A 22,788-nucleotide genomic window follows, 5' to 3' on the forward strand; every position below is an offset into this window, starting at 1 on the left:
CTTAAAGGTGCAAAGACGCAAGACGCAAAATTTCGTTTTGCGTTGTCGTTTTGGTGTCAACAATACCGGCGACGAGACCATTGCTCATAACCAGAATACGGTCTGTGATCCCTAACAGTTCCGGCATTTCGGAAGAAATAATAATGATCCCTTTATTCTTTTTCGCCAGCTCGGCAATCAGCTGATAAATTTCAAACTTCGCGCCGACGTCAATACCGCGGGTCGGCTCATCCAGCATCAGGATTTCGGGCTGCGTTAATAACCAACGGCCAATAATCACTTTCTGCTGGTTACCGCCTGACAGCGAACCAATCTGGGTGCGGTGGCCTGGCGTTTTCACGCGCATGGAGTCAATCACCCACTGGGTATCGCTTTTCATGCGGGAATTATCCAGCAGCCCGACTTTGTTTTTGTAATTGCGAATGTTAGAAATTAACGAGTTAAAGTTAATATCCAGATAAGCATAAATACCGGTCGAACGACGCTCTTCCGTCACCAGCGCAAAACTATTATTAATGGCTTCGTTGGCGTTGTGGTTATTGATTTTCTTACCGTGCAGCGTAATGGTGCCTTCGGCTTTCTCACGAATGCCAAACAGGGTTTCCACGATGTCGGTGCGCTTTGCCCCCACCAGGCCGGCAATCCCCAGGATTTCACCCTTGTGCAGGTCGAAGGAGACATCGCGGATAGACGGCTGACGTAACGAGGTCAGATTGCGCACTTCCAGGATCACTTCGCCCGGCTTGTTCTCTTTGTCCGGGAAGCGCTGGTTCAGGGAACGGCCGACCATCATGGCGATGATCTTGTCCATGTCCAGCCCTTCCAGCGGCTGCGTGGCGATCCACTGGCCGTCGCGCAGGATGGTGATCTCATCGCACAGCTGGAAGATCTCTTCCATTTTGTGGGAGATGTACACAATGCCGCAGCCGCGATCTTTCAGCTTACGAATAATGGTAAAAAGGTGGTTAACCTCTTTTTCCGTTAATGAGGATGTCGGTTCGTCCATGATGACAATTTTCGCATCATAGGAGAACGCTTTGGCAATTTCGATCATCTGCATCTGGGAGACGGATAATGTTCCCACGCGGGCGCGCGGATCGATATCAATATCCAGCTCGTCGAAAATCGCCTTGGTGTCGCGATACATTTTGTCCTGATCGACAAAAACACCTTTGGAGGGATAACGCCCCAACCACATGTTATCCATGACTGAACGCTGCAGCACCAGGTTTAATTCCTGGTGAACCATCGAGATACCGTTTTCCAGTGCTTCTTTCGCTGAATGGAAATCGATCTCTTTCCCCTGAAAAAGAATGCTGCCAGAATCTTTTTGATAGATCCCAAAAAGACATTTTAATAATGTTGATTTACCCGCACCGTTCTCCCCCATTAAGGCATGAATAGAGTGAGGACGCACTTTTAAATTAACATTATCGAGTGCCTTAACGCCGGGAAATGACTTGTTGATACCGCTCATTTCCAACAGGTATTCACCGGATGACTGAGTTGTTGTGCTGACCATAATTATACCTTGTTGGCCTCGCATATCGCGTTATAAAAGGGCGCAACTCGTTGCGCCCAGTGAAGACAAGCTAACTCTTTTATTTACCGATAAACTCAGCCAGGTTGGACTGGTCTACGCCCACGTAAGGTACGCGAACGATTTTGTTGTCAATTTTCCAGTTGGTGCCATCTGCCGCACCTTTGCCATCGGCCAGGTTTTTCGCCAGGTCGAAGGTGGCTTTCGCCTGGTTGTTGGCATCGTTCAGCACGGTACCGGCCATCGCACCGGATTTAACCAGCGCCAGCGCTTCTGGCAGCGCATCTACGCCGAATACCGGGATAGAGGATTTGTTGTGTGCTTTCAGTGCTTCTACCGCACCCATTGCCATCGCATCGTTGTTGGCGATAACCACTTCGATTTTGTTGGCGTTAGGGCCGGACAGCCACGCGTCCATCTTATCTTTCGCCTGAGCGGTATCCCACATCGCGGTATCTAACGCCAGCTGCTGGGTTTTCAGGCCCTTGTCGTTCAGCTCTTTGATAACGTAGGTGGTACGCGCTTCAGCATCCGGGTGGCCAGGTTCGCCTTTCAGCAGCACGAACTGAATCTGACCGTCTTTGTTCAGGTCCCAGTTCGGGTTCGCCGCCCAGTGTTTCGCGATCAGATCGCCCTGAATAATACCGGACTCTTTGGAGTCGGTACCGACGTAATACGCTTTGTCGTAGCTATCCAGCGCCTTACGGGAAGGTTCTTTGTTGAAGAAGACGATCGGCACGTTCTGGCCGCGCGCTTTTTCAATAACCGTGCCTGCTGCAGCCGGGTCAACCAGGTTGATGGCCAGGGCTTTCACGCCTTTCGCCAGCAGAACGTCGATCTGGTCGTTCTGTTTGGACTGGTCATTCTGGGAGTCGTTCATCAGCAGCTGAACGTCTGGCGCTGCTTTCGCATCTTTCTCAATCGCTTTACGCACAACAGACATGAAGTTGTCGTCGTATTTATAGATGGTCACACCAATACGGGTATCCGCAGCGTGCGCTGCTGCACCAAAAAGCATGCTTGCCATTACAGCAGACAGGGTCAACACCTTCTTATTCATGGTATCTCCGGTTTTTTTTATGCAGGGTAGTTCTTGTGAATAACGAGCGGCGGGCAGATGTTAATAAAACGTTACTGACAGCCGAGGTTCACTTATAAAATTTCTCTCTTCCGTGTTCGGTAACGCTCCAGAAATGCGTTTTATTCGTTGTTTGCGGCACATTGGCTATAGTGAAAGTGAATAATCACTGTTACATAGCGTTTCAGCCCCTAAAACGCTGACATCATAGTCAGCGCCTTGTTAAGATACTGTGAATTTACTCACAGATTGAAAACGGTTACATCACCACATGTAATCAGTTAGTGATCGGAACCACAATTTGCCGGGCCGCGACGGAGTGGCGGCGCACTAAAGTCGGCATGAAACAGTGTGTTGCCCCCGGATCCAGCATGCCTGCGGCCCCCTGTAACGCCAGCTCAGTCGCCAGTTTCGCCATAGAGGCAATCGGGTAACGCACGGTTGTCAGCTGCGGGTCGGTGTAACGGGCAATCGGGATATCATCGAAACCAATGAGTGATAAATGCTGTGGCACCGCAATACCGTTATCCTTCAGCGCGGTCAGGGCACCTGCCGCCATGCTGTCGTTATAGGCAAACACCGCAGACAATTGCAGATTGCGGCCCAGCAGCTCTACCATCGCCGCTTCACCGCCCTGCATGTCCGGCGTGCCGGTTCCCACCCAGCTCTCGGATGGCGTAATGCCATGCTCTTTCAGGGCGTTTTGCCACCCCTCGCGCCGCAGTTCGTCATCTTCAATCGCGTGGCTGGAAGCCAGATAACCGATCCGCTGATGCCCATTGTTGATGAGCATTTTCGTGGCCATCATGGCGCCGCTGACGTTATCCAGCCCGACGCAGCGGTGGGCATAGCCGGGGACGATGCGGTTGATCAGCACCATGCCCGGGATCTGCTCCATCAATCCGGTTAGCTCTTCATCGCTCAAGGCTTTTGAATGGACAATCAAAGCGTTACAGCGCTGGCGGATCAGCACTTCAATGGCATGACGTTCTTTTTCCGCCTCATGATAGCTATTGCCGATCAGGACATATTTCTCATGCTGCTGGGCGACCATATCGACCGCTTTCACCAGTGCGCCGAAAAAGGCATCCGAGACATCCATTACCACCACGCCGATGGTGTCGCTGACCTGCGTCGCAAGCGCCTGGGCATTGGCATTTGGCCGGTACCCGAGCTGGGTCACTGCCTTCATTACGGTTTCTCGGGTTTCAGGGCTGACCAGCGCGCTATTGTTCAGCACGCGTGAGACGGTAGCCACAGAAACGCCCGCCTGACGGGCGACGTCACGAATGGTGATCATATTCACCATCCTTCAAAGGATTGCAGCAACTCACAGACACCCCCTGTGTTTAGCAAGGTGGCTATTTTGGCAGCGAGAGAAAGGGGACTACGTGAAGAAGCTCACAGTCATGAAAACGCTTACATCCGTTTTGTTAATGATTGTGATCCAGATCGTTATCTGGATGTATTTTTCAATGATATCCCTGAAGCACGTGCGGTTAACTGACGCCATACCCACTCCAGCGGTCCCTGGCGGAAATAGCGTAGCCAGAGAACAGAAAACGCCAGGTTTACTGCCCAGACCGGAATAACAAACGCCAGCAGTGTAAGTCGGTCGAATTTCATAAACAGGCCAAAGCGATAGAAAAGCGTGGTGCAGATCAGCGTTTGCAGGAGGTAATTGCTTAACGCCATGCGTCCCACGCAGGCGATAGCGCTGACCATCCACAGACGAGAAAGCGAGGGCCAGAAGCCGTAGATCAGCGCCGCGTAGCCGAAGGTCTGGAACGGTGCGCTCAGTTCACGCGGCACCTGAAGCAGGAACGCGCACCAGCGGTAATCCCAGTGGATATGCCACTGCGCTATCACCGCCGGGAGGTTAATCAGCACACCGAGCAGCACCAGACCGGCGCCTGTGCGACGATAGTGACGCAGGCTGAATTCCCCTTTCAGCCAGCCGGTGCGCATCAGTGACGCGCCCATCAGCATCATGCCCGCCAGCTGCCAGCCGTATTGCGCGCCCAGCGCGAGGAGGTTATCCCCCAGCATATCCGCGCGGTTGCTTATCGCTTCCGTACCGCCCTTCAGCTTCCAGAACTGTTCGTACTGCAGGTTAGCGGCATCCGGGATCCAGGCACGATTCGTCGTCTCCCCGGAGATCATCCCCAGCAGCAGCAGTACCCCAAGCCCCATGACATAGAGCATCACGCCGGTGTTGAACAGGCTTTTAACGCTGTGCGCATCGCGAATGAGGCGCCAGCAGATGAGCCCGACTAACCCATACGCGAGAAGAATATCGCCGTCCCAGAAGAACAGGCCATGGATAAAACCGAGGATAACCAGCAGCGTCAGGCGCGACTGGATCCAGCGCGTACCACGTTTGAGGAGAAGCTGCAGGCCTGCGCCAAACAGCAGGGCGAAGAGCGTAAGGAATTTGACCTGCGCAAAGAGATCGAGGATTGCCCAGGTCCAGGCATCACTGCGGGTAATGTCGCCATACCACGCGGGATTGAGATACGCCGCCTTCGGCAAACCGAAGGCGGTGATATTAAGCAGCAGGATACCGAGAATGGCGACGCCGCGAACAAAATCGAGCGTGACGTTTCGCTCCATGGTCCCTGCCCTGTCAGACTTAGTTGTGGTGACGTACGGCGCGCAGGAACTCCTGGCGGGTATTCTGGCTCGATTTAAACAGACCGCCCAGCGAGGTTGTGGTGGTCGCACTGGTGGCATCGCGCACGCCGCGCGCTTTCACGCAGTAGTGAACCGCGTCGATAGAGACGGCCACGTTATTAGTGCCCAGCAGCGTTTGCAGCGCGGTCAGGATCTGCTGGGTCAGACGCTCCTGCACCTGCGGACGCTGAGCGAAGAACTGCACGATGCGGTTGATCTTCGACAGGCCAATCACCGTGTCTTTGGGGATATACGCCACGGTTGCTTTACCGTCGATGGTCACGAAATGGTGTTCGCAGGTGCTGGTCAGCGTGATATCGCGGACCGTTACCATCTCATCCACTTTCATCTTGTTTTCAATGACGGTGATTTTCGGGAAGTTGGCGTAATCCAGGCCGGAGAAAATTTCGTCGACGTACATTTTCGCGATGCGGTGCGGCGTCTCCATCAGACTGTCGTCACTCAGATCGAGATTCAGCAGCTCCATGATGTCGGTCATGTGACCGGCAATCAGACGCTTGCGGGTTTCATTGTCCAAATCCTGTACGGGCGGACGCAGTGGCGTTTCAAGACCGCGCGCAACCAGGGCTTCGTGGACCAGGGCAGCTTCTTTACTGAGTGATGACATTTTGTTCTCCTGCAGGTGTGGCGTCTTTTGCCCTCGTTGTGGCAAAAGTATGCGTTCATTGTGCGTGAGGCGGCGCACATAATCCAGTATTCACGACGATAATTATTGCGATTGCTGTTGCCTTTCAGCGTGACGATTCCAGACAAGCGCTCCTCCAACAAACAGCGCAATGCCCGCCAGCCCCAGCGCGGGCTCCAGCCGGTGGGTAAGCCAGGTTGATAACGCCGAGGTGACCGGACCAATCAACTGCCCAATCGCATACCCGGTGGTGAGCAGGCCTGCCATATAGCGCGTGTGGTTTGGCGCCAGCTCGCGGCCGTATAAAAGAGAGAGCTGCACGGCACACAAAAAGCCGCCGCCCACCAGCAGCCCACCCGTCAGCAAACCGCCAATCCCCGGCAGCAGCCAGGCCGCCAGCACGCCTGCGCCCTGTAACCACAGTACGATCGCCAGCCTGCGGTTAGCCGTTGAGGTATGGCGTAACAGAATACTGAGCCCAATGCCCACCACGGCGGCGAGACCAAAAATCGGCCAGACAAACTGGGCAAACAGGCTGCCGGGAAAACGCACGGCCGCCATTTGCGACAGAAAGGTCGCCGGGAGGATATAGCCAAACCCGGCCAGGCTGTAGCTCCAGACCAGACGCGTTAAATCCGCCGTAAGCACCAGCGGCTCCGGCGCGGTGCCGGGTCGATGGAGCTGCCCGGATCGCGGCAGGTAGCGCGCCACGAGGGCAATCAGCACCAGCGCCAGTACGCCGTAGATTTGCCATGCCGCCCCGGCCGACAGGGACTTCGCCTGAATATAGACGGCGAGCAGCCCGCTCAGGGCAATGCCCGCCCCCGGTCCGGCAAACACCGCAGCGCTCAGGCCCGGTTTACCCAGCTGCCCCAGCCGTTCGTTGGTCCAGGCGGCAATGAGTACCATCGACCAGCCGCTCATGCAGCCAATCACGAAGCGCAGCAGGCCGTGCACGACGGCGTTATCCGCTGCCGCGGAGAGCAGCGTCAGCGCCACCGCGCCGGTGATGCCCAGCCAGAGGCGCGTTTCAACGAAGCGGTGCGCACGCATCGCATCCCACGCACCCACCAGATAGCCCAGATAATTCATCGCCGCCACCAGACCCGCGCTGGTCAGCGTAAGCTGTCCGACAGCAATCATCAGCGGCACCTGAGGCGTAAAGGCAAAGCGCCCTATCCCCATCGCCACCACCAGAACGACAAACCCACTGAGCGCAATACGCAGCGCCATGACCGCTCCAATTGTTAAAGAAAAGTAAATTTATGATGCAGCATCTCGCCGCCTCGCGAAAGTGAAAGTTACTCACAGGTCAATGAAAAGGCTGTATTATGGGTTTTATGAATACGCATTCTCATTAAGGAGCCCTGCATGGAACTGCTCGAAGAGCACCGTTGTTTTGAAGGTCGACAGCAGCGCTGGCGGCACGACTCCACCTCTCTGAACTGTGCAATGACGTTCAGCATTTTCCTGCCGCCGACGGAAAACCCGCCGGTTTTGTTCTGGCTTTCCGGCCTGACCTGTAACGACGAAAACTTCACCACCAAAGCCAGCGCGCAGCGTATTGCCGCCGAACTGGGCATTGCGCTGGTGATGCCAGACACCAGCCCGCGTGGCGACGATGTGGCCGACGATGCCGGATACGACCTGGGCAAAGGCGCCGGGTTTTATCTCAATGCGACCGAGCAGCCCTGGGCGCGCCACTACCGCATGTATGATTACCTTCGCGATGAACTTCCTGCGCTGGTGCAGTCGCAGTTTGCGGTTGGCGAGCGCTGCGCGATCAGCGGCCACTCGATGGGCGGACACGGGGCGCTCATCATGGCGCTGAAAAATCCGGGGAAATACGTCAGCGTGTCGGCATTTGCGCCAATTGTGAACCCAACGCAGGTGCCGTGGGGGCAGAAAGCCTTCACACACTATCTGGGTGAGGATGCGGAAAAATGGCAGGCATGGGACAGCTGCGCGCTGATGCTGGCCAGCAAAGCTGAAGAAGCCATTCCCACCCTTATCGATCAGGGTGATGCGGACCAGTTCCTCGCCGGTCAACTGCAGCCTGCGGTGCTGGCAGAAGCGGCACGCCAGAAAGACTGGCCGCTGACGCTGCGCATTCAGCCGGGATACGATCACAGCTATTATTTCATCGCGTCCTTTATTGAGGATCATCTCCGCTTCCATGCGGAGCATTTATTTGCATAAGCACCGCCTGTTTTGCCCGGTGGCGCTTCGCTTACCGGGCCTACGGGCCTGTGCCCTTATGTAGGCCGGGTAAGGCGCAGCCGCCACCCGGCACAGGGCTGAATCAGAACTTATAATCCACGCCGACAAAGTAGCGACGGCCATCTTCCGTGTAGCTGTAATCGTCGCGGCTCAGATCTTTGTCCAGCAGGTTCTGCACGCCCGCGCGCAGCTTCACGCTTTTCGTCGCCTGCCACGCGGCGCCGGTATTCCAGATAACATAGCCACCCGGCGTTGGGTCGCTGCTGGTCAGCGCGCGTTTCTCACCGGTGTAGTTGCCCTGAACATAGAACGACCAGTCCTGCGTCGCCTTCCAGTCAACGGTCCCGTTGGCGGTGTGGAACGGCAGATCGGACAGCGGTTTGTTGCCGCCGTTGCTGATATCACGACCGTCGTTGTAGGTGTAGTTCAGCGTCACTTTCCAGTCGTCCGCCAGCGGGAATTTCAGCTCGGTCTCCACCCCGCGGATGCGCGCCTTGTTGACGTTGTAGTAGCGGAATATCGGCTCACCGTCCGCATTCAGGCCAACGTAGTTAGGGTAGCTCTGCGCCTGCTTCGCATTGGCCGTACGGCTGATGCTGATGCGGTCATCGACGTTATTCTGGAAGGTGGTCACGCTGGCCTGCACGCCCTCTAACCAGCCCTCTTCCCCGCTGTAGTACAAGCCGAATTCGAAGCTCTCGCTGGTTTCCGGCTTCAGATCCGGGTTACCGACAATCTCACAGGCACCGCGGCACGAGCCGGTGACCCAGTCCGGGCTCAGCTGCAGCAGTGACGGCGCTTTAAACGCGGTCGCCCAGCCCCCTTTCACCGTGACGGTATCGGTCGCGTTGTAGACCAGATAGGCGCGCGGGCTCCAGTGGTCGCCGTAGGTATCATGGTCGTCCATACGGATGCCGGTGGTCAGCGCCAGAGGTTCAAAAATACGCCACTCGTCCTCCAGGAACAGGGCATACTGGCTTGTCGACGTACTGCTGCTGGAGCCGCCCGTCAGGTTGACCGGATCCTTCAGCTTATCGTGACGCCATTCGCCGCCGAAGGTCATCAGCTGGTTGATGTCGCCCAGCGGCAGCACGTATTTCCCGTCTACCGCGTTGCTCTCGGAGGTGATCGGATTGCTGTTGCCCGGGTTTTTGTTATCCACCTTCTCGCCGTAAACCTTCAGCTCGCTGTTGCCGACGCCCCAGCGGCCGTTGTGGCTGAGAGAGTAGTTCTGACGCTCAAGGCGGTTTTTGTCGAGGGAATCCGAGTCACGATCCTGACGGTCGAAACCGTAGCCCGCCGTAAAGTCGTGATTTTCAGACGGCGTCCAGGCGAACTCCACATTCGCATCGCGGCTGGTGAAGCCTTCAATGCGCGGTGTTTCACCGCTCGCCGTGGTAGAGGACTTCTGCTGACCGTCTTTCTCACGCTTCGCGAGGCTACCGTAGGCTTTCAGCCCCAGCAGGCCGTCCACCAGCGGACCGCTGGTATAGAACTGGCCGTCGTACGTATCACCACGATCGCGATGTTCCTGAATTGTGGAATCAGCGCTCAGGGTGCCCGTCCATTTCTGGCCGATTTTTTTGGTGATAATGTTCACCACGCCGCCCAGCGCATCGGAGCCATAAAGCGAGGACATCGGCCCACGCACGACTTCGATTCGTTCGATGGCGTCAACCGGCACCCAGTTGAGGTCGAAATCATTATGGCGGAACACTGCGTTACGGGAATTGACGCGCTTGCCGTCGATCAGGATCAGCGTGTAGCTGCTGTCCAGCCCGCGAATACTTACCCCTTTACGGTTGTCCCCTTCGCTTGTGAGCTGCACGCCCGGCACATCCCGTAACACATCTTTCAGATTTTGAACGGGTTTGCGCTGCAAATCTTCCTGGGTAATCACGCTGATGCTTGCCGGTGCGTCTTTCAGGTTTTGCTCGGTCGCGGAGGCCGTAACAACCATTGTGTCGCCGGATTCCGCTGCGATAACAGGCAGGGCCAGGGACATTGCGGACGCACAAAGTCCTCCCCTGACGAAGGGATTCAACCTAAACATTCCATATCTCCATGAGGTAAATACAACTCAATCAAATCATCATTGCTCACAGCGTCTTCCTTGCCGCCCACATCTCCGGTGGGTCGGTGACACGCTTATTTTTGATAACGATAAAGCAAACGATAATTATTATCAATTAAATTGTTAAGAAATATATCTTTGTTACAGGAGGCGGAAATAAAAAAGCCCGCTCAAACGAGCGGGCTAAGAGAGAGGAAGTGCGATTATTGTTTAAATCGTTCCGGGAATTCCATTTCACTGTAGCGAACGAAGTGTGTTCCTTTCGTCAGCTTGTAGCCAAACCAGATGACGAGGAACAGCGGAATACCAATGTAGGTTGCCGTGACGGCGCCCCAGTCAATGGTGTCCGCCAGGAACGCTTCATAGTTCTGTCCCAGCGTAATAATCAGGCACAGAATGAAGGCGAAAATGGGACCCAGCGGGAAGAACCCTGAGCGATACGGCAGCTGGTTAACGTCATAACCCTGTTTGACGTAGCCACGGCGGAAACGATAGTGGCTAATGGCAATCCCCAGCCAGGCAATAAAGCCCGTCATCCCGGAGGTGTTAAGCAGCCACAGGTACACCGTCTGGTTGCCAAACATAGAGGTCAGGAAGCACAGGCCGGCAATCACCGTTGTGGCGTACAGTGCGTTGCGCGGTACGCCGCCACGGGACAGCTTCGCGAAAATACGCGGCGCTTTACCGTCGCATGCCAGCGTGTAGAGCATACGGGTGGACGCGTACATTCCGGAATTACCGGCAGAAAGTACGGCGGTCAGGATAACGGCGTTCATCACCGCTGCGGCTGAAAGCAGGCCGGCATGCTGGAAGACCAGCGTGAACGGGCTGACGCTAATGTCTTTGACGTCATTACGCAGCAGGCTTGGATCGGTGTACGGAATGATCAGGCTGATAATCAGGATCGCGAACACATAGAACAGCAGGATACGCCAGAAGACCTGACGAACCGCGCGCGGAATATTCTTCTCCGGGTTTTCTGACTCACCGGCAGCAATGCCAATCAGCTCGGTTCCCTGGAAGGAGAAGCCGACAATCATTGCCACGCCAATCATTGCCGACAGTCCACCGGCAAACGGCGCATCGCCTATTGTCCAGTTACTCCAGCCCGCAGGTTCAGCGCCTTTGAAAATACCAACGATCATCGCCACACCGACGACGATAAAGATGATGACGGTTGCCACTTTGATCAAAGAGAACCAGTATTCCGCTTCGCCGAAACCGCGCACGGAGATGTAGTTCAGCAGGAAGATGACGGCCAGGAACAGGGCGCTCCAGATCCAGCCCGGCGTATCCGGGAACCACCAGTTCATCACCAGCTGTGCGGCAACGAGGTCAACGGCAATAGTGACCGCCCAGTTGTACCAGTAGTTCCAGCCCAGCGCGAAGCCGAAGCCTTCTTCAACGTATTTTTGACCATAGGTCGAGAACGAACCGGATACCGGCATGTACGCGGCCAGTTCGCCGAGACTGGTCATCAGGAAGTACACCATCAGGCCAATCAGGATATAAGAGAAAAGTGCCCCACCCGGGCCGGCTGCCGAAATCGTTGCGCCAGAGGCAACGAAAAGACCTGTACCGATGGAGCCGCCAATGGCGATCATCGTCAGGTGACGCGCCTTGAGTTCACGACGTAGCGTGGGCGCTTCTGTGGTTTTAATTTCTGAAACCATATGAAAATGCTGTCCATTTAATAAATGAGGCGCGATTGTAGCAGACGATCCGCGTTCCTTCCGGCAGAAATACTCAGTTATAAGAGAGCTTCATGACGCGGCCAGGATTATAAGTAAAGCATAATTTTTCCCTCTTCCCTTTGGGGTGAGGGACGATGTCAGATTTCGCAATAGCGCAGAAAACGCTGCAGGGAGCTGGAAAGGTGTTTCTGGCGATGATGAATGCACCACAGCGTGCGCACCAGTTTCGGGAGCGGAACGGGAATTTCCACCAGCGATCCGGTTTCCAGCTGTTCGGCAATAACGCGCCGGGAAAGACAGCTGATACCCAATCCGTGGCGCACCGCGTGCTTAATCGCCTCGGAGTTCCCCAATTCCATCCCCAGCTGGAAATGCGGCAGATGGGACAGCAGCAGGTAATCGACAATTTCACGCGTGCCGGAGCCCTGCTCGCGCAGGATCCACTGCGCCTGCGCCAGCCGCTCCAGCGTCACCTCGCCCTGCAATAACGATGAGGCCGGGGACGCAAACACCACCAGCTCGTCTTCCAGCCAGGGCTCGGCAATGATATCGACGTTGTGGCAGGGCCCCTCGATGAGGCCGATATCCACGCGGAAGTCGATCACCGCGTTGATGACGTCCTGGCTATTGCCCACGCTCATCTCCAGCGGCAGGGTCGGGAAATCCCGACGATAGCGGGCGATCACCTCCGGCAGGATGTAATTGCCGATGGTGCTGCTGGCGTAGACGCGGATCGCGCCGTTATCTTCGCGGAACAGCTGTTCGATTTCGATAGCCTGCTCCAGCAGCGCCAGCGCGCGTGGATAAAGAAGACGACCGTGTTCGTTGACCACCAGACGCTTCCCTACCCTGTCGAAAAGCTGAACGCCCAGCTGTCCTTCAAGATCGGTCAACGCCGCGCTGACCGCAGACTGCGAGAGCGCCAGCATTTGTGACGCCTGGGTCGTCGAGCCGCTTTTCAGCACCTCGGCAAACACTTCCAGCTGACGCAAAGTAATGTGCATGGTTACTTACCACTTATATAGATTGATTATAAGTATATAATCAATTTTATTTTTAAGCCAGACCGCCGTAACCTTTAGCCAGACAAAGGAGAAGGTTATGTCAGAAATCACCTTACAACATCATCGTACAGTGTGGCACTTCGTGCCGGGTCTTGCGCTCAGCGCCGCAGTGACCGCCATAGCGCTATGGGGCGGCAGCATCCCGGCCATCGCAGGCGCGGGTTTCAGCGCGCTGACGCTCGCCATTTTGCTCGGCATGGTCGTGGGTAACACCGTTTATCCACATATCTGGAAATCCTGCGACGGCGGCGTAATCTTTGCCAAGCAGCATCTGCTGCGTCTTGGGATCATTCTTTATGGCTTTCGTCTCACCTTTTCGCAGATTGCGGATGTGGGTGCGAGCGGGATCGCCATCGACGTTCTGACCCTGACCAGCACCTTTTTACTGGCCTGCTTTATCGGTCAGAAAGTGTTTGGCCTGGACAGGCAAACCAGCTGGCTGATCGGTGCCGGGAGCAGTATCTGTGGCGCAGCGGCGGTGCTGGCAACGGAGCCGGTCGTGAAAGCCGAAGCCAGCAAGGTAACGGTTGCCGTCGCGACGGTGGTGATCTTCGGTACGCTGGCGATTTTCCTCTACCCGGCCATGTATCCGCTGGTCGCCCACTGGTTTAGCCCGGAAACCTACGGCATCTATATCGGCTCGACCATGCACGAAGTGGCCCAGGTGGTCGCAGCAGGACATGCCATTAACCCGGGCGCTGAAAACGCGGCGGTGATTGCCAAAATGCTGCGCGTGATGATGCTGGCGCCGTTCCTGATTTTCCTGGCCGCACGGGTTAAACAGCTGGCACCGGCTGGCGGCAGCGAGAAGAGCAAAATCACCATTCCGTGGTTTGCGATCCTGTTCATCGTGGTCGCTATCTTTAACTCCTTCCACCTGCTGCCGAAAGCGGTGGTGGATATGCTGGTGACGCTGGATACCGTACTGCTGGCGATGGCCATGGCGGCGCTGGGGGTGACCACACACGTCAGCGCGCTGAAAAAAGCCGGTGCGAAACCGCTGCTGATGGCGCTGGTGCTCTTCATCTGGCTGATTGTCGGCGGTGGCGCAATTAACCTCGCGGTCCATAGCCTGATGGCATAAACCACTACATCCTTCTCCTGTTAACCCGCTATCATAGGCATTTCGGGTTAACAGGAGTCCCTTTATGAAATATGTTGGAGCGCACGTTAGCGCTGCAGGTGGCCTTGCGAATGCCGCCATTCGCGCCGCCGAAATTGAGGCGACCGCTTTCGCCCTGTTCACCAAAAATCAGCGCCAGTGGCGCGCCGCACCGCTCACCGCTGAGGTGATTGATGATTTCAAAGCCGCCTGTGAGAAATACCGCTACGGGCCCGGCCAGATCCTCCCCCACGACAGCTACCTGATCAACCTCGGTCACCCGGTTGAAGAAGCGCTGGAAAAATCCCGCGAGGCGTTTCTGGATGAAGTGCAGCGCTGCGAACTGCTGGGGCTGACGCTGCTGAACTTCCATCCGGGCAGCCATCTGATGCAGATCGACGAAGATGCCTGCCTGGCGCGCATTGCGGAGTCCATCAACATCACTCTGGATAAAACCAAAGGCGTGACGGCGGTGATTGAGAACACCGCTGGTCAGGGCAGCAACCTCGGCTTTAAGTTCGAACATCTGGCGGCGATTATCGACGGCGTGGAGGACAAATCCCGCGTCGGCGTGTGCATTGATACCTGTCACGCGTTTGCCGCCGGTTATGACCTGCGCACCACCGAGGCAACAAAAAACACGTTTGATGAGTTCGAGCGCATTGTGGGCTTTAAATACCTGCGTGGAATGCACTTAAACGATGCGAAAAGCGCCTTTGGTAGCCGCGTTGACCGCCATCACAGCCTGGGCGAAGGCAACATTGGCCACGATGCGTTCCGCTTTATTATGCAGGACGCCCGCTTCGACGGTATTCCGATGGTGCTTGAAACCATCAATCCGGACATCTGGGCAGAAGAGATTGCCTGGCTGAAGGCACAGCAAACCGCTGAACAGGCGGCATAAAAAAAGCCGGGTTGCATTAGCAACCGGCTTTTTTATTGCTTACCGCTTACGCTGCTTTCGCCACAACTTCCGCTTCCGGACGTTTCAGCACCGCGTAAGAGAGGCCCGCCACCAGCGTACCGGCAACAATCGCCAGCAGGTAGCCCAGTACCGGGGTGATGGCGCCAGGGATCAGCAGCACGAACAGACCGCCGTGTGGTGCCATCAGTTTTGCGCCAATCGCCATGGAGATTGCACCCGTTACCGCACCACCCGCGATACAGCACGGCAGCACACGCATTGGGTCACGCGCCGCGAACGGAATCGCACCTTCGGTGATGAAGCACAGACCCAGCACCAGCGCGGCTTTACCACCTTCCTGCTGCGCTTTATCGAACTTACGACGGGCAATAATTGTCGCCAGGCCGAGCGCCAGCGGAGGCACCATGCCTGCCGCCATGATCGCCGCCATTGGCGCGTAGGTCTGGGTACTCAGCAGGCCCACACCAAAGGCGTACGCCGCTTTGTTCACCGGACCACCCATGTCGGTACACATCATGCCGCCGAGAATCGCACCCAGCAGAACCGCGTTCGCGGTGCCCATGGTCTGCAGCCAGTGGGTCAGACCCGCCAGGATGCCTGCAACCGGCTTACCAATCAGGTAAATCATCGCCAGGCCGACCACCAGGCTGGAAATCAGCGGGATGATCAGGATCGGCTTCAGCGCTTCCATACTCTGCGGCAGCTTCAGCTTCGAGCTAATCAGCTTCGCGACGTAACCGGCAAGGAAGCCCGCGATGATACCGCCGATAAAGCCAGAACCGGTGCTCACGGCCAGCATACCGCCGATAAGACCCGGGGTCAGACCCGGGCGGTCAGCAATGGAGAAGGCAATAAAGCCCGCCAGTACCGGCACCATCAGGGCGAAGGCTGAGCCCCCGCCGATCTGCATCAGCGCTGCCGCCAGCGTTCCTTCTTCTTTAAACGCGGTGATACCAAACGCGAACGAGAGCGCGATACACAGACCGCCCGCGACCACCATCGGCAGCATGTAAGACACGCCGGTCAGCAGGTGACGATAGGCGCCTGCGGACTCTTTCTTCCCTTCCGTCGCGGTCTGACGCGCGCCGGTTGCCTGATACGGCTTCGCTTCCACCAGCGCTTTATCAAACTCCTGCGCGGTCTTTTTCAGCGCCAGGCCGGTGGAGGTGCGGTACATTGGCTTACCGGCAAATTTCGCCAGGTCCACTTCGATATCCGCCGCCACAATCACCAGATCGGCCTCAGCCACTTCCTCTGGGGTGATGGCATTGCCGGCACCGACGGAGCCGCGCGTTTCAACTTTTACCCACCAGCCGCGTTTTTTTGCTTCGGTTTCAATGGCTTCAGCCGCCATAAAGGTGTGAGCCACCCCCGTCGGGCAGGCCGTCACCGCCACAATGCGTTTCGGGCCCGTGGCCGCAGCCGGTGCCGTCGCGACAGGCGCGCTGTAGACAGACGCGTGACCTTTCGCTTCGCTCAGGAACAGTTCCGGATGTGCCACCGCGCGATTAATATCGCCCAGCCACACTTTTTTGCCGTTCAGCGCACTGTCAGCCGGGATGTTGTCGCCCAGGACAATGGCCAGTTCGGCATCGCCCGGGTTATCAGTCATCTCGAGATGTGCTTTGTTCGCCGCCGCTCCCAGCAAGGTCTTCGCCATATAGGCGCGTGCCTGTCCGAGACCGGAGTCAATGATCAGCAGCGTTTTCATTATTCCTCTCCTGCTGTTAGTTAAAAGGTTTTAAGTCAACGCGCGCCATCATCGCGGCTAACTGGGTACGATCGGTAATACCGACATTGCTCTGGCTGACGGCCAGGGCAGCAACGGCAGTGGCAAGACGTAAAGTATGTTCACTGGATTCCCGCATCAGCAGACCATAAATCAGTCCGCCAACCATGGAATCCCCTGCGCCAACGGTACTCACAACCTCCATTGACGGCGGTTTGGCGATCCATTCGCCAGACGCGTTAACCCACAACGCGCCTTCTGCACCAAGCGAGATCACCACGTGAGCGATACCCTGCTCGCGCAGCGCATGGGCAGCGTCAATCACATCTTTTAATTCTGGCAGCTTACGGCCGGCCCAGATCTCCAGCTCGCGGCGATTAGGCTTCACCAGCCACGGAGAGGCTTTCAGGCCCGCGACCAGCGCGTCACGGCTGCTGTCAAAAATAATGCATGGGCACTGGCTGCGCAGGCGCGTCATCCAGTCGGTAAACGCTTCCGGACTGACGCCGGACGGCAGGCTGCCGCTGACGCACACCATGTCAAACTGCCCCAGCCAGGTCAGCGAGTCGTTGACAAAGCGTTCCCAGTCTGACGGCGTCACTTCGAAGCCAGAGAAGTTCAGATCGGTCACTTCACCGTCTTTCTCCGTCAGCTTAACGTTGATACGGGTACGGCCCTGAACAACCTGGAAACGGTTGGCAATGCCCAGCTCGCTGAACAGCTGCTGGAAACCATCCTGGTTGTCTTTGCCGAGGAATCCGCCCACGGTGACATCGATACCGAGATCCTTGAGCACTTTCGCGACGTTAATCCCTTTGCCCGCAGCATGCAGGCCGGTGGTACGCACGAGGTTAACTTCGCCGCGCTCAATTTCCGGGCAAAACCCCACCAGGTCATAAGCCGGGTTCAGCGTAATAGTCGCAACACGTCTGCTCATTATGCGCCCTCCCCCAGACCCGCCGCGATGGCATCGCCAATCGCTTTCAGCGCCTGTTCAGCATCGGCACCCTGCGCGGTGAAGCGCAGACGGTGGCCTTTCTTCACGCCCAGCGCGACCACTTTCATCAGACTACGGCCGTTGGCCGGTTTGCCCGTGCCGTCAAGATTCGCCACGGTAATCTCACTCTCAAATTGTTTAATGGTATTCACCAGCATGGTGCCCGGACGGGCATGCAGGCCGTGCTCGTTACGCACCACGAACTCCGCGGTTAGCACGTCATCCGTCAGCGCATCATCACTGGTCAGCAGTGCCAGCACGGTGGACGCATCAGCGTTCAGCAGTTTTTCAGCTTTGTTGTTCAGCAGCAGATCGCCAAGACGCTTCAGCACGGAAACCGGCTGTTCATCAGCCATCGCGACGGTCACCAGCATGGCTGCGCGCTCGCCTTCTACCTCAAACGCCGAGGCAGCACGGCTCACGGCAATCGCACTGCGCAGGTTGCCTTCAGCACTGTCGTTCAGCCAGATGCCCTGACCCAGATTCAACGGCTTATCGTTAATCACGCGCGTCACAAAGGTGGCATCCGCCGCGCCGGCTTCTTTCAGACGACCCGCGTTCAGCGCCTGCAGCGTCACCAGATCGGAAGCAACCACATCCAGCGTCAGCGTTTCATTATCCAGTTTCAGCGCTTCACTCTGTTTTTCGCCCATCAGCAAGGCGCGCAGCTCTTCCGCGGTGGTGGCGGATTTAAGCTGTTCAGCCACCGCGTCATCGCTCAGGACATGCGTCAGCTGACGCAGCAGACCTAAGTGTTCATCGCTGCTGGCCGCGATACCGATGGCCACATAGGCCACCTGACCGTCGCCCCAGAGCACGCCCTGCGGGAACTGATACACCTTAACGCCGGTTTTCAGCACCTGATCGCGGGTGTCGGTGGTACCGTGCGGAATGGCAATGCCATTGCCGAGGAAGGTTGAAGTCTGCTGCTCGCGGGCCAGCATGCCGTTGACATAGCCGTCCGCGACGTTACCCGCCTGCACAAGCGCAGCGGCAACCTGGCGAATAGCCTCTTCTTTATCCCCGGCCTGAGCGCCCGGGTGGATATCCTGAACAGATAACTGGAACATGGTTCTCCACTCCTGCTGAACTTGAATCGTTTCAGCTTTAATGAGAAAAAATGCGCTAGCCTGCTCCGTTTGTTAAAACAAGATAGCGCTGAAACGTTTCAAAAAGTCTTGCGCTTTCTGCTGTACCTTGCAAGTAAACTCGTCTTTCTGATATCAGAATTTAGAGATACAGCACATTTCTTCTTCATTGAGCTGAATTTTGCTGAAGTTCAGCAAGTCAGTTTCAGCTAAGGTCAGCAGCGTGAGAGGCAAGTTGAAATGCCATTTTGATTTTTCGTGGCATCATTGACCGCACCCACTGTTTATTTTTTAGCTGACGGCGTACACTCCGCCCCTCTCTGCTACTCGCTAATTATAAAACATGCATAACACCCCTGCGGCTGCCTCGCCAAAGCCCTTTGACTTGACCTCAGCGGCCTTCCTGATTGTTGCCTTTTTCACGGGCATTGCCGGTGCGTTACAGACCCCGACGCTGAGCTTATTTCTGACCAATGAGGTTCATGTTCGTCCGGCGCTGGTTGGCTTCTTTTTTACCGGAAGCGCCATCATCGGCATCCTGGTCAGTCAGTTTCTGGCGGGGCGATCCGACAGAAAAGGCGATCGTAAAAGCCTGATCGTTTTCTGCTGCCTGCTGGGGGTCATGGCCTGCGTTCTGTTTGCCTGGAACCGCAACTACTTCATTCTGCTTTTCGTCGGGGTATTCCTGAGCAGCTTTGGCTCGACGGCTAACCCACAGCTGTTTGCGCTTGCCCGCGAACACGCCGACCATACCGGACGTGAAGCGGTGATGTTCAGCTCTGTCCTGCGTGCGCAGGTGTCGCTGGCGTGGGTGATTGGCCCGCCGCTGGCCTACGCGCTGGCGATGGGTTTTGGCTTTACGGTGATGTATCTGAGCGCGGCAGTCGCGTTTGTGGCGTGCGGCGCGCTGGTGTGGTTCTTCCTGCCGTCCATGCGCAAAGAGCCCAAGGTGGCAACGGGTGTGCTGGAAGCGCCGCGCCGTAACCGCCGCGATGCCCTGCTCCTGTTCGCGATCTGCACGCTGATGTGGGGCACCAATAGCCTGTATATCATCAATATGCCGCTGTTTATTATTAATGAACTGCACCTGCCGGAGAAGCTGGCGGGCATCATGATGGGCACCGCAGCCGGGCTTGAGATCCCGACCATGCTGATCGCGGGCTATTACGCCAGGCGCTTCGGGAAACGTTTTTTAATGCGCATCGCCGCCGTCGCCGGTCTGCTGTTCTATCTCGGCATGCTGACGGTACATACGCCTGGGCTATTGCTGGCGTTACAGCTCCTGAACGCTATCTATATTGGTATTCTCGCCGGGATAGGCATGCTTTATTTCCAGGATCTGATGCCGGGCCAGGCAGGCTCCGCCACCACCCTTTATACTAATACCACCCGCGTGGGCTGGATTATTGCCGGTTCAATGGCCGGTGTCGTGGCCGAAATCTGGAACTATCACACGGTGTTCTGGATTGCGCTGGTGATGTGTACGCTGACGATGGGCTGCCTGGCGAGGATTAAAGACGTTTAAGGCGCGGTGAGCGCTTCCAGCTCAAGAAGGTACGTTATCGCCTGCTCTCGCGTGCTGCCGCACATTTCAGCCGTGGGCTGAAGCCCGGAGCAGACCTTCGGGCGCAACGGTGAGCCAAAGATCATGCACAGGTTCGTTTCCGAGAGCTGAACGCAGCGGGTATTGGCAGGTTTGCCCTCGGGCATTCCTGGAATGGGGCTTGAAATGGACGGTGCAGTACAGCACGCGCCACAATCGGGACGACAATCCATAAATGCTCTCTTTCGCTGGCGAATGCCCGTACGGTCGGGCATCGCGCGCACAGTAACACCTTTTGTGTATTGATAGCAAAAGCCACGAATTCCTCTTGCCTGAAAGGCCGCGCGCGAGTAATTTGGCGCGATATTTTTTACCTCCCGTAAACAGGATTACTGCAATGCCAAGAGCGAACGAAATTAAGAAAGGTATGGTACTGAATTACAACGGCAAATTGCTGATTGTGAAAGATATCGATATTCAGGCACCAAGCGCCCGTGGTGCAGCTACGCTGTACAAAATGCGTTTCGCCGATGTGCGTACCGGCCTGAAGGTGGAAGAGCGCTTTAAAGGTGACGATATCGTCGATACCGTGACCCTGACCCGTCGCTATGTTGATTTCTCCTACATCGACGGCAACGAATATGTGTTCATGGACAAAGAAGATTACACCCCGTATATCTTCACCAAAGACCAGATTGAAGAAGAGCTGCTGTTCATCCCGGAAGGCGGTATGCCTGATATGCAGGTTCTGACCTGGGACGGCGTGCTGTTGGCGCTGGAACTGCCTCAGACCGTCGATCTGGAAATCGTTGAAACCGCACCAGGCATCAAAGGCGCATCCGCCAGTGCCCGCAACAAACCGGCTACCCTGACCACCGGCCTGGTTGTGCAGGTGCCGGAATACCTTTCTGCTGGCGAGAAAATCCGCATCCATATCGAAGAAAAACGCTATATGGGTCGCGCTGACTGATTGCGGCGTTTGTCGGGTGGCGCTACGCTTACCCGACCTACGAAAAAACCGGCCCTGAAGCCGGTTTTTGTGTTTTTGTAGACTGGGTAAGGCGAAGCCGCCACCCGGCAATTCCGGTTACAGCAGCTCCGGATACTTCGTCATCTTCAGCGCCAGCTCAACGCCGCGCACTTCCGCCATCCCTTTAAGACGGCCAATCGCCGAATAGCCCGGGTTGGTTTTCTTACGCAGATCGTCCAGCATCTGGTGTCCGTGATCCGGACGGAACGGGATAGGACGCACATCGCCAGCCTGCTTACGACGCGCCTCTTCTGCCAGAATAGCGTCCACCACCGCGACCATATTCACATCGCCGCCCAGGTGCGCCGCCTCGTGGAAGGTTTTTGGGTTCTCTTCACGGCAGGTCGCACGCAGATGCGTAAAGTGAATGCGATCGCCGAAGGTTTCAATCATCCGCACCAGATCGTTATCGGCCCGCACGCCGTAGGAGCCGGTACACATGGTAAAGCCGTTGTGGATGCTGTCGACCGTCTCTTTCAGCCACTGCATATCTTCAATCGTAGACACGATACGCGGCAGGCCGAGGATAGGACGCGGTGGATCGTCCGGATGTACCGCCAGGCGAACCCCCACCTCTTCCGCGACCGGCACAATTGCGCGCAGGAAATACGCCATGTTTTCACGCAGCTGGTGCTTATCAATATCGCCGTATTCCGCCAGGCGGGCGCGGAACTGATCCAGCGTATACCCCTCTTCGGCACCCGGCAGGCCCGCAATAATATTACGGGTCAGCTTTTCGATGTCTGCGTCACTGGCGGCGTTAAACCACGCGCGCGCCTGCTGCTGCTCTTCCGCGGTGTAATCCGCTTCTGCGCCAGGGCGTTTCAGAATGTGCAGTTCGAATGCCGCAAAGGCAATCTGATCGAAACGCAGCGCTTTTGAGCCGTCCGGCATTTGATATTCGAGGTCTGTACGCGTCCAGTCCAGAATGGGCATGAAGTTGTAGCAAACGGTATCAATACCGCAGGCCGCGAGGTTACGGATGCTCTGCTGATAGTTGGCAATCCAGGCCTGATACTCGCCGGAATGGGTTTTGATGTCTTCGTGAACCGGAATGCTTTCCACCACAGACCAGGTTAATCCCTTCTCCGCCAGCAGCGCCTGACGCGTCTGGATTTCCTCTACCGGCCAGACCTGACCGTTAGGAATATGATGCAGCGCCGTGACGACACCCGTTGCGCCAGCCTGACGCACATCATCAAGAGAAACCGGATCGTTCGGCCCGTACCAACGCCAGGTTTGTTCCATTGCCTCACCCTCTCAAGTTGTTATACCAATATGCGTTACTACAATGACGACTACCATACATGTTTACCGCGAAGGGTCAATACACCGCCACACATTGATTGATCAAACTCACATAACGAGGATATTTACGGCTCACC

General features: G+C 56.3%; 19 protein-coding genes. 5 read left to right on the forward strand and 14 right to left on the reverse strand.

All coding sequences use genetic code 11. The annotated features are described in order from the left end of the window. Position 1: 1 nt before the first annotated feature. The 6 genes from mglA to ACOTXI_RS06615 all read right to left on the reverse strand — a co-directional run bounded on the left by mglA (position 2) and on the right by ACOTXI_RS06615 (position 7,170). A complete protein-coding gene (gene mglA, locus ACOTXI_RS06590) occupies positions 2 to 1,522 on the reverse strand; it encodes a galactose/methyl galactoside ABC transporter ATP-binding protein MglA (RefSeq protein ID WP_058654874.1) in 1,521 nt (506 codons plus the stop codon). A gap of 79 nt (positions 1,523 to 1,601) precedes the next feature. Next, positions 1,602 to 2,600, reverse strand: coding sequence for a galactose/glucose ABC transporter substrate-binding protein MglB (gene mglB, locus ACOTXI_RS06595; RefSeq protein ID WP_008500923.1), 999 nt, complete (start codon positions 2,598 to 2,600; stop codon positions 1,602 to 1,604). Positions 2,601 to 2,895: 295 nt separating this feature from the next. Continuing rightward, a complete protein-coding gene (gene galS / locus ACOTXI_RS06600) occupies positions 2,896 to 3,918 on the reverse strand; it encodes an HTH-type transcriptional regulator GalS (RefSeq protein ID WP_008500924.1) in 1,023 nt (340 codons plus the stop codon). Between the two features lie 155 nt (positions 3,919 to 4,073). Beyond that, positions 4,074 to 5,231: a DUF418 domain-containing protein YeiB gene (gene yeiB, locus ACOTXI_RS06605; RefSeq protein ID WP_058654872.1), complete on the reverse strand. Its 1,158-nt coding sequence runs from the start codon at positions 5,229 to 5,231 to the stop codon at positions 4,074 to 4,076. A gap of 19 nt (positions 5,232 to 5,250) precedes the next feature. After that, a complete protein-coding gene (gene folE / locus ACOTXI_RS06610; protein WP_008500927.1) occupies positions 5,251 to 5,919 on the reverse strand; it encodes a GTP cyclohydrolase I FolE in 669 nt (222 codons plus the stop codon). A gap of 102 nt (positions 5,920 to 6,021) precedes the next feature. Continuing rightward, positions 6,022 to 7,170: a YbfB/YjiJ family MFS transporter gene (locus ACOTXI_RS06615; RefSeq protein ID WP_058654870.1), complete on the reverse strand. Its 1,149-nt coding sequence runs from the start codon at positions 7,168 to 7,170 to the stop codon at positions 6,022 to 6,024. A gap of 138 nt (positions 7,171 to 7,308) precedes the next feature. Between ACOTXI_RS06615 and fghA the strand changes: the two genes are divergently transcribed. Beyond that, positions 7,309 to 8,136 carry an S-formylglutathione hydrolase gene (gene fghA / locus ACOTXI_RS06620; RefSeq protein WP_058654868.1) on the forward strand — a complete coding sequence of 276 codons (828 nt, stop codon included), beginning with the start codon at positions 7,309 to 7,311 and terminating at the stop codon, positions 8,134 to 8,136. Positions 8,137 to 8,239: 103 nt separating this feature from the next. Here the strand turns inward: fghA and cirA are convergent, their stop codons facing one another. The 3 genes from cirA to yieE form a co-directional block, all read right to left on the reverse strand. Further along, positions 8,240 to 10,210 (reverse strand): catecholate siderophore receptor CirA, encoded by a 1,971-nt coding sequence (gene cirA / locus ACOTXI_RS06625; protein WP_025913183.1) that lies wholly within the window; start codon positions 10,208 to 10,210, stop codon positions 8,240 to 8,242. 224 nt (positions 10,211 to 10,434) lie between these two features. Further along, on the reverse strand, positions 10,435 to 11,904 hold the full coding sequence (locus ACOTXI_RS06630) for an amino acid permease (RefSeq protein WP_008500931.1): 1,470 nt from the start codon (positions 11,902 to 11,904) through the stop codon (positions 10,435 to 10,437). Between the two features lie 158 nt (positions 11,905 to 12,062). Continuing rightward, the gene (gene yieE, locus ACOTXI_RS06635; RefSeq protein ID WP_008500932.1) at positions 12,063 to 12,929 is read right to left on the reverse strand and encodes a DNA-binding transcriptional regulator YeiE; all 867 of its coding nucleotides are present in this window, start codon (positions 12,927 to 12,929) and stop codon (positions 12,063 to 12,065) included. A gap of 97 nt (positions 12,930 to 13,026) precedes the next feature. Between yieE and ACOTXI_RS06640 the strand changes: the two genes are divergently transcribed. Further along, positions 13,027 to 14,073: a YeiH family protein gene (locus ACOTXI_RS06640; RefSeq protein WP_103786733.1), complete on the forward strand. Its 1,047-nt coding sequence runs from the start codon at positions 13,027 to 13,029 to the stop codon at positions 14,071 to 14,073. 64 nt (positions 14,074 to 14,137) lie between these two features. Further along, entirely contained in the window at positions 14,138 to 14,995 is an 858-nt protein-coding gene (gene nfo, locus ACOTXI_RS06645) for a deoxyribonuclease IV (RefSeq protein WP_008500934.1), read from the forward strand. A 46-nt stretch (positions 14,996 to 15,041) separates the two neighbouring features. Here the strand turns inward: nfo and fruA are convergent, their stop codons facing one another. From fruA to fruB, 3 genes are read right to left on the reverse strand one after another with little or no spacing between them, the layout of a single operon-like run. Then, a complete protein-coding gene (gene fruA, locus ACOTXI_RS06650; RefSeq protein WP_008500935.1) occupies positions 15,042 to 16,727 on the reverse strand; it encodes a PTS fructose transporter subunit IIBC in 1,686 nt (561 codons plus the stop codon). A 16-nt stretch (positions 16,728 to 16,743) separates the two neighbouring features. Further along, a complete protein-coding gene (fruK, locus tag ACOTXI_RS06655; RefSeq protein WP_008500936.1) occupies positions 16,744 to 17,682 on the reverse strand; it encodes a 1-phosphofructokinase in 939 nt (312 codons plus the stop codon). Then, positions 17,682 to 18,812 (reverse strand): fused PTS fructose transporter subunit IIA/HPr protein, encoded by a 1,131-nt coding sequence (gene fruB, locus ACOTXI_RS06660; RefSeq protein WP_008500937.1) that lies wholly within the window; start codon positions 18,810 to 18,812, stop codon positions 17,682 to 17,684. Before fruB ends, fruK begins: the two co-directional genes overlap by 1 nt. Positions 18,813 to 19,173: 361 nt before the next feature. On the opposite strand from fruB, the gene setB reads away from it, so the two are divergent. Next, the gene (gene setB / locus ACOTXI_RS06665) at positions 19,174 to 20,355 is read left to right on the forward strand and encodes a sugar efflux transporter SetB (protein ID WP_058654866.1); all 1,182 of its coding nucleotides are present in this window, start codon (positions 19,174 to 19,176) and stop codon (positions 20,353 to 20,355) included. Here setB and ACOTXI_RS06670 read toward each other — a convergent pair. Beyond that, complete coding sequence (locus ACOTXI_RS06670; RefSeq protein WP_021241515.1) at positions 20,352 to 20,606, reverse strand: YkgJ family cysteine cluster protein; 255 nt, start codon at positions 20,604 to 20,606, stop codon at positions 20,352 to 20,354. The genes setB and ACOTXI_RS06670 overlap by 4 nt on opposite strands. A gap of 164 nt (positions 20,607 to 20,770) precedes the next feature. Here ACOTXI_RS06670 and yeiP point away from each other — a divergent pair, with 164 nt between their 5' ends. Next, the gene (gene yeiP, locus ACOTXI_RS06675) at positions 20,771 to 21,343 is read left to right on the forward strand and encodes an elongation factor P-like protein YeiP (protein WP_008500940.1); all 573 of its coding nucleotides are present in this window, start codon (positions 20,771 to 20,773) and stop codon (positions 21,341 to 21,343) included. A 117-nt stretch (positions 21,344 to 21,460) separates the two neighbouring features. Here the strand turns inward: yeiP and uxuA are convergent, their stop codons facing one another. Beyond that, entirely contained in the window at positions 21,461 to 22,651 is a 1,191-nt protein-coding gene (uxuA, locus tag ACOTXI_RS06680) for a mannonate dehydratase (protein WP_058654865.1), read from the reverse strand. Positions 22,652 to 22,788 lie beyond the last annotated feature (137 nt).

Source organism: Enterobacter cloacae complex sp. BZL2005 (genome assembly GCF_049238885.1).
Taxonomy (GTDB): Bacteria; Pseudomonadota; Gammaproteobacteria; order Enterobacterales; family Enterobacteriaceae; genus Enterobacter; species Enterobacter roggenkampii.

Excerpts from the sequence above, each read along its gene's own strand:
- ACOTXI_RS06670 (WP_021241515.1), bottom strand. The coding sequence starts at position 20,606 with ATGGATTGTCGTCCCGATTGTGGCGCGTGCTGTACTGCACCGTCCATT.
- yieE (WP_008500932.1), bottom strand. The coding sequence starts at position 12,929 with ATGCACATTACTTTGCGTCAGCTGGAAGTGTTTGCCGAGGTGCTGAAA.
- yeiB (WP_058654872.1), bottom strand. The coding sequence starts at position 5,231 with ATGGAGCGAAACGTCACGCTCGATTTTGTTCGCGGCGTCGCCATTCTC.
- galS (WP_008500924.1), bottom strand. The coding sequence starts at position 3,918 with ATGATCACCATTCGTGACGTCGCCCGTCAGGCGGGCGTTTCTGTGGCT.
- fghA (WP_058654868.1), top strand. The coding sequence starts at position 7,309 with ATGGAACTGCTCGAAGAGCACCGTTGTTTTGAAGGTCGACAGCAGCGC.
- nfo (WP_008500934.1), top strand. The coding sequence starts at position 14,138 with ATGAAATATGTTGGAGCGCACGTTAGCGCTGCAGGTGGCCTTGCGAAT.
- ACOTXI_RS06615 (WP_058654870.1), bottom strand. The coding sequence starts at position 7,170 with ATGGCGCTGCGTATTGCGCTCAGTGGGTTTGTCGTTCTGGTGGTGGCG.
- fruK (WP_008500936.1), bottom strand. The coding sequence starts at position 17,682 with ATGAGCAGACGTGTTGCGACTATTACGCTGAACCCGGCTTATGACCTG.
- cirA (WP_025913183.1), bottom strand. The coding sequence starts at position 10,210 with ATGTTTAGGTTGAATCCCTTCGTCAGGGGAGGACTTTGTGCGTCCGCA.
- uxuA (WP_058654865.1), bottom strand. The coding sequence starts at position 22,651 with ATGGAACAAACCTGGCGTTGGTACGGGCCGAACGATCCGGTTTCTCTT.
- fruB (WP_008500937.1), bottom strand. The coding sequence starts at position 18,812 with ATGTTCCAGTTATCTGTTCAGGATATCCACCCGGGCGCTCAGGCCGGG.
- fruA (WP_008500935.1), bottom strand. The coding sequence starts at position 16,727 with ATGAAAACGCTGCTGATCATTGACTCCGGTCTCGGACAGGCACGCGCC.
- mglB (WP_008500923.1), bottom strand. The coding sequence starts at position 2,600 with ATGAATAAGAAGGTGTTGACCCTGTCTGCTGTAATGGCAAGCATGCTT.
- ACOTXI_RS06640 (WP_103786733.1), top strand. The coding sequence starts at position 13,027 with ATGTCAGAAATCACCTTACAACATCATCGTACAGTGTGGCACTTCGTG.
- ACOTXI_RS06630 (WP_008500931.1), bottom strand. The coding sequence starts at position 11,904 with ATGGTTTCAGAAATTAAAACCACAGAAGCGCCCACGCTACGTCGTGAA.
- setB (WP_058654866.1), top strand. The coding sequence starts at position 19,174 with ATGCATAACACCCCTGCGGCTGCCTCGCCAAAGCCCTTTGACTTGACC.
- mglA (WP_058654874.1), bottom strand. The coding sequence starts at position 1,522 with ATGGTCAGCACAACAACTCAGTCATCCGGTGAATACCTGTTGGAAATG.
- yeiP (WP_008500940.1), top strand. The coding sequence starts at position 20,771 with ATGCCAAGAGCGAACGAAATTAAGAAAGGTATGGTACTGAATTACAAC.
- folE (WP_008500927.1), bottom strand. The coding sequence starts at position 5,919 with ATGTCATCACTCAGTAAAGAAGCTGCCCTGGTCCACGAAGCCCTGGTT.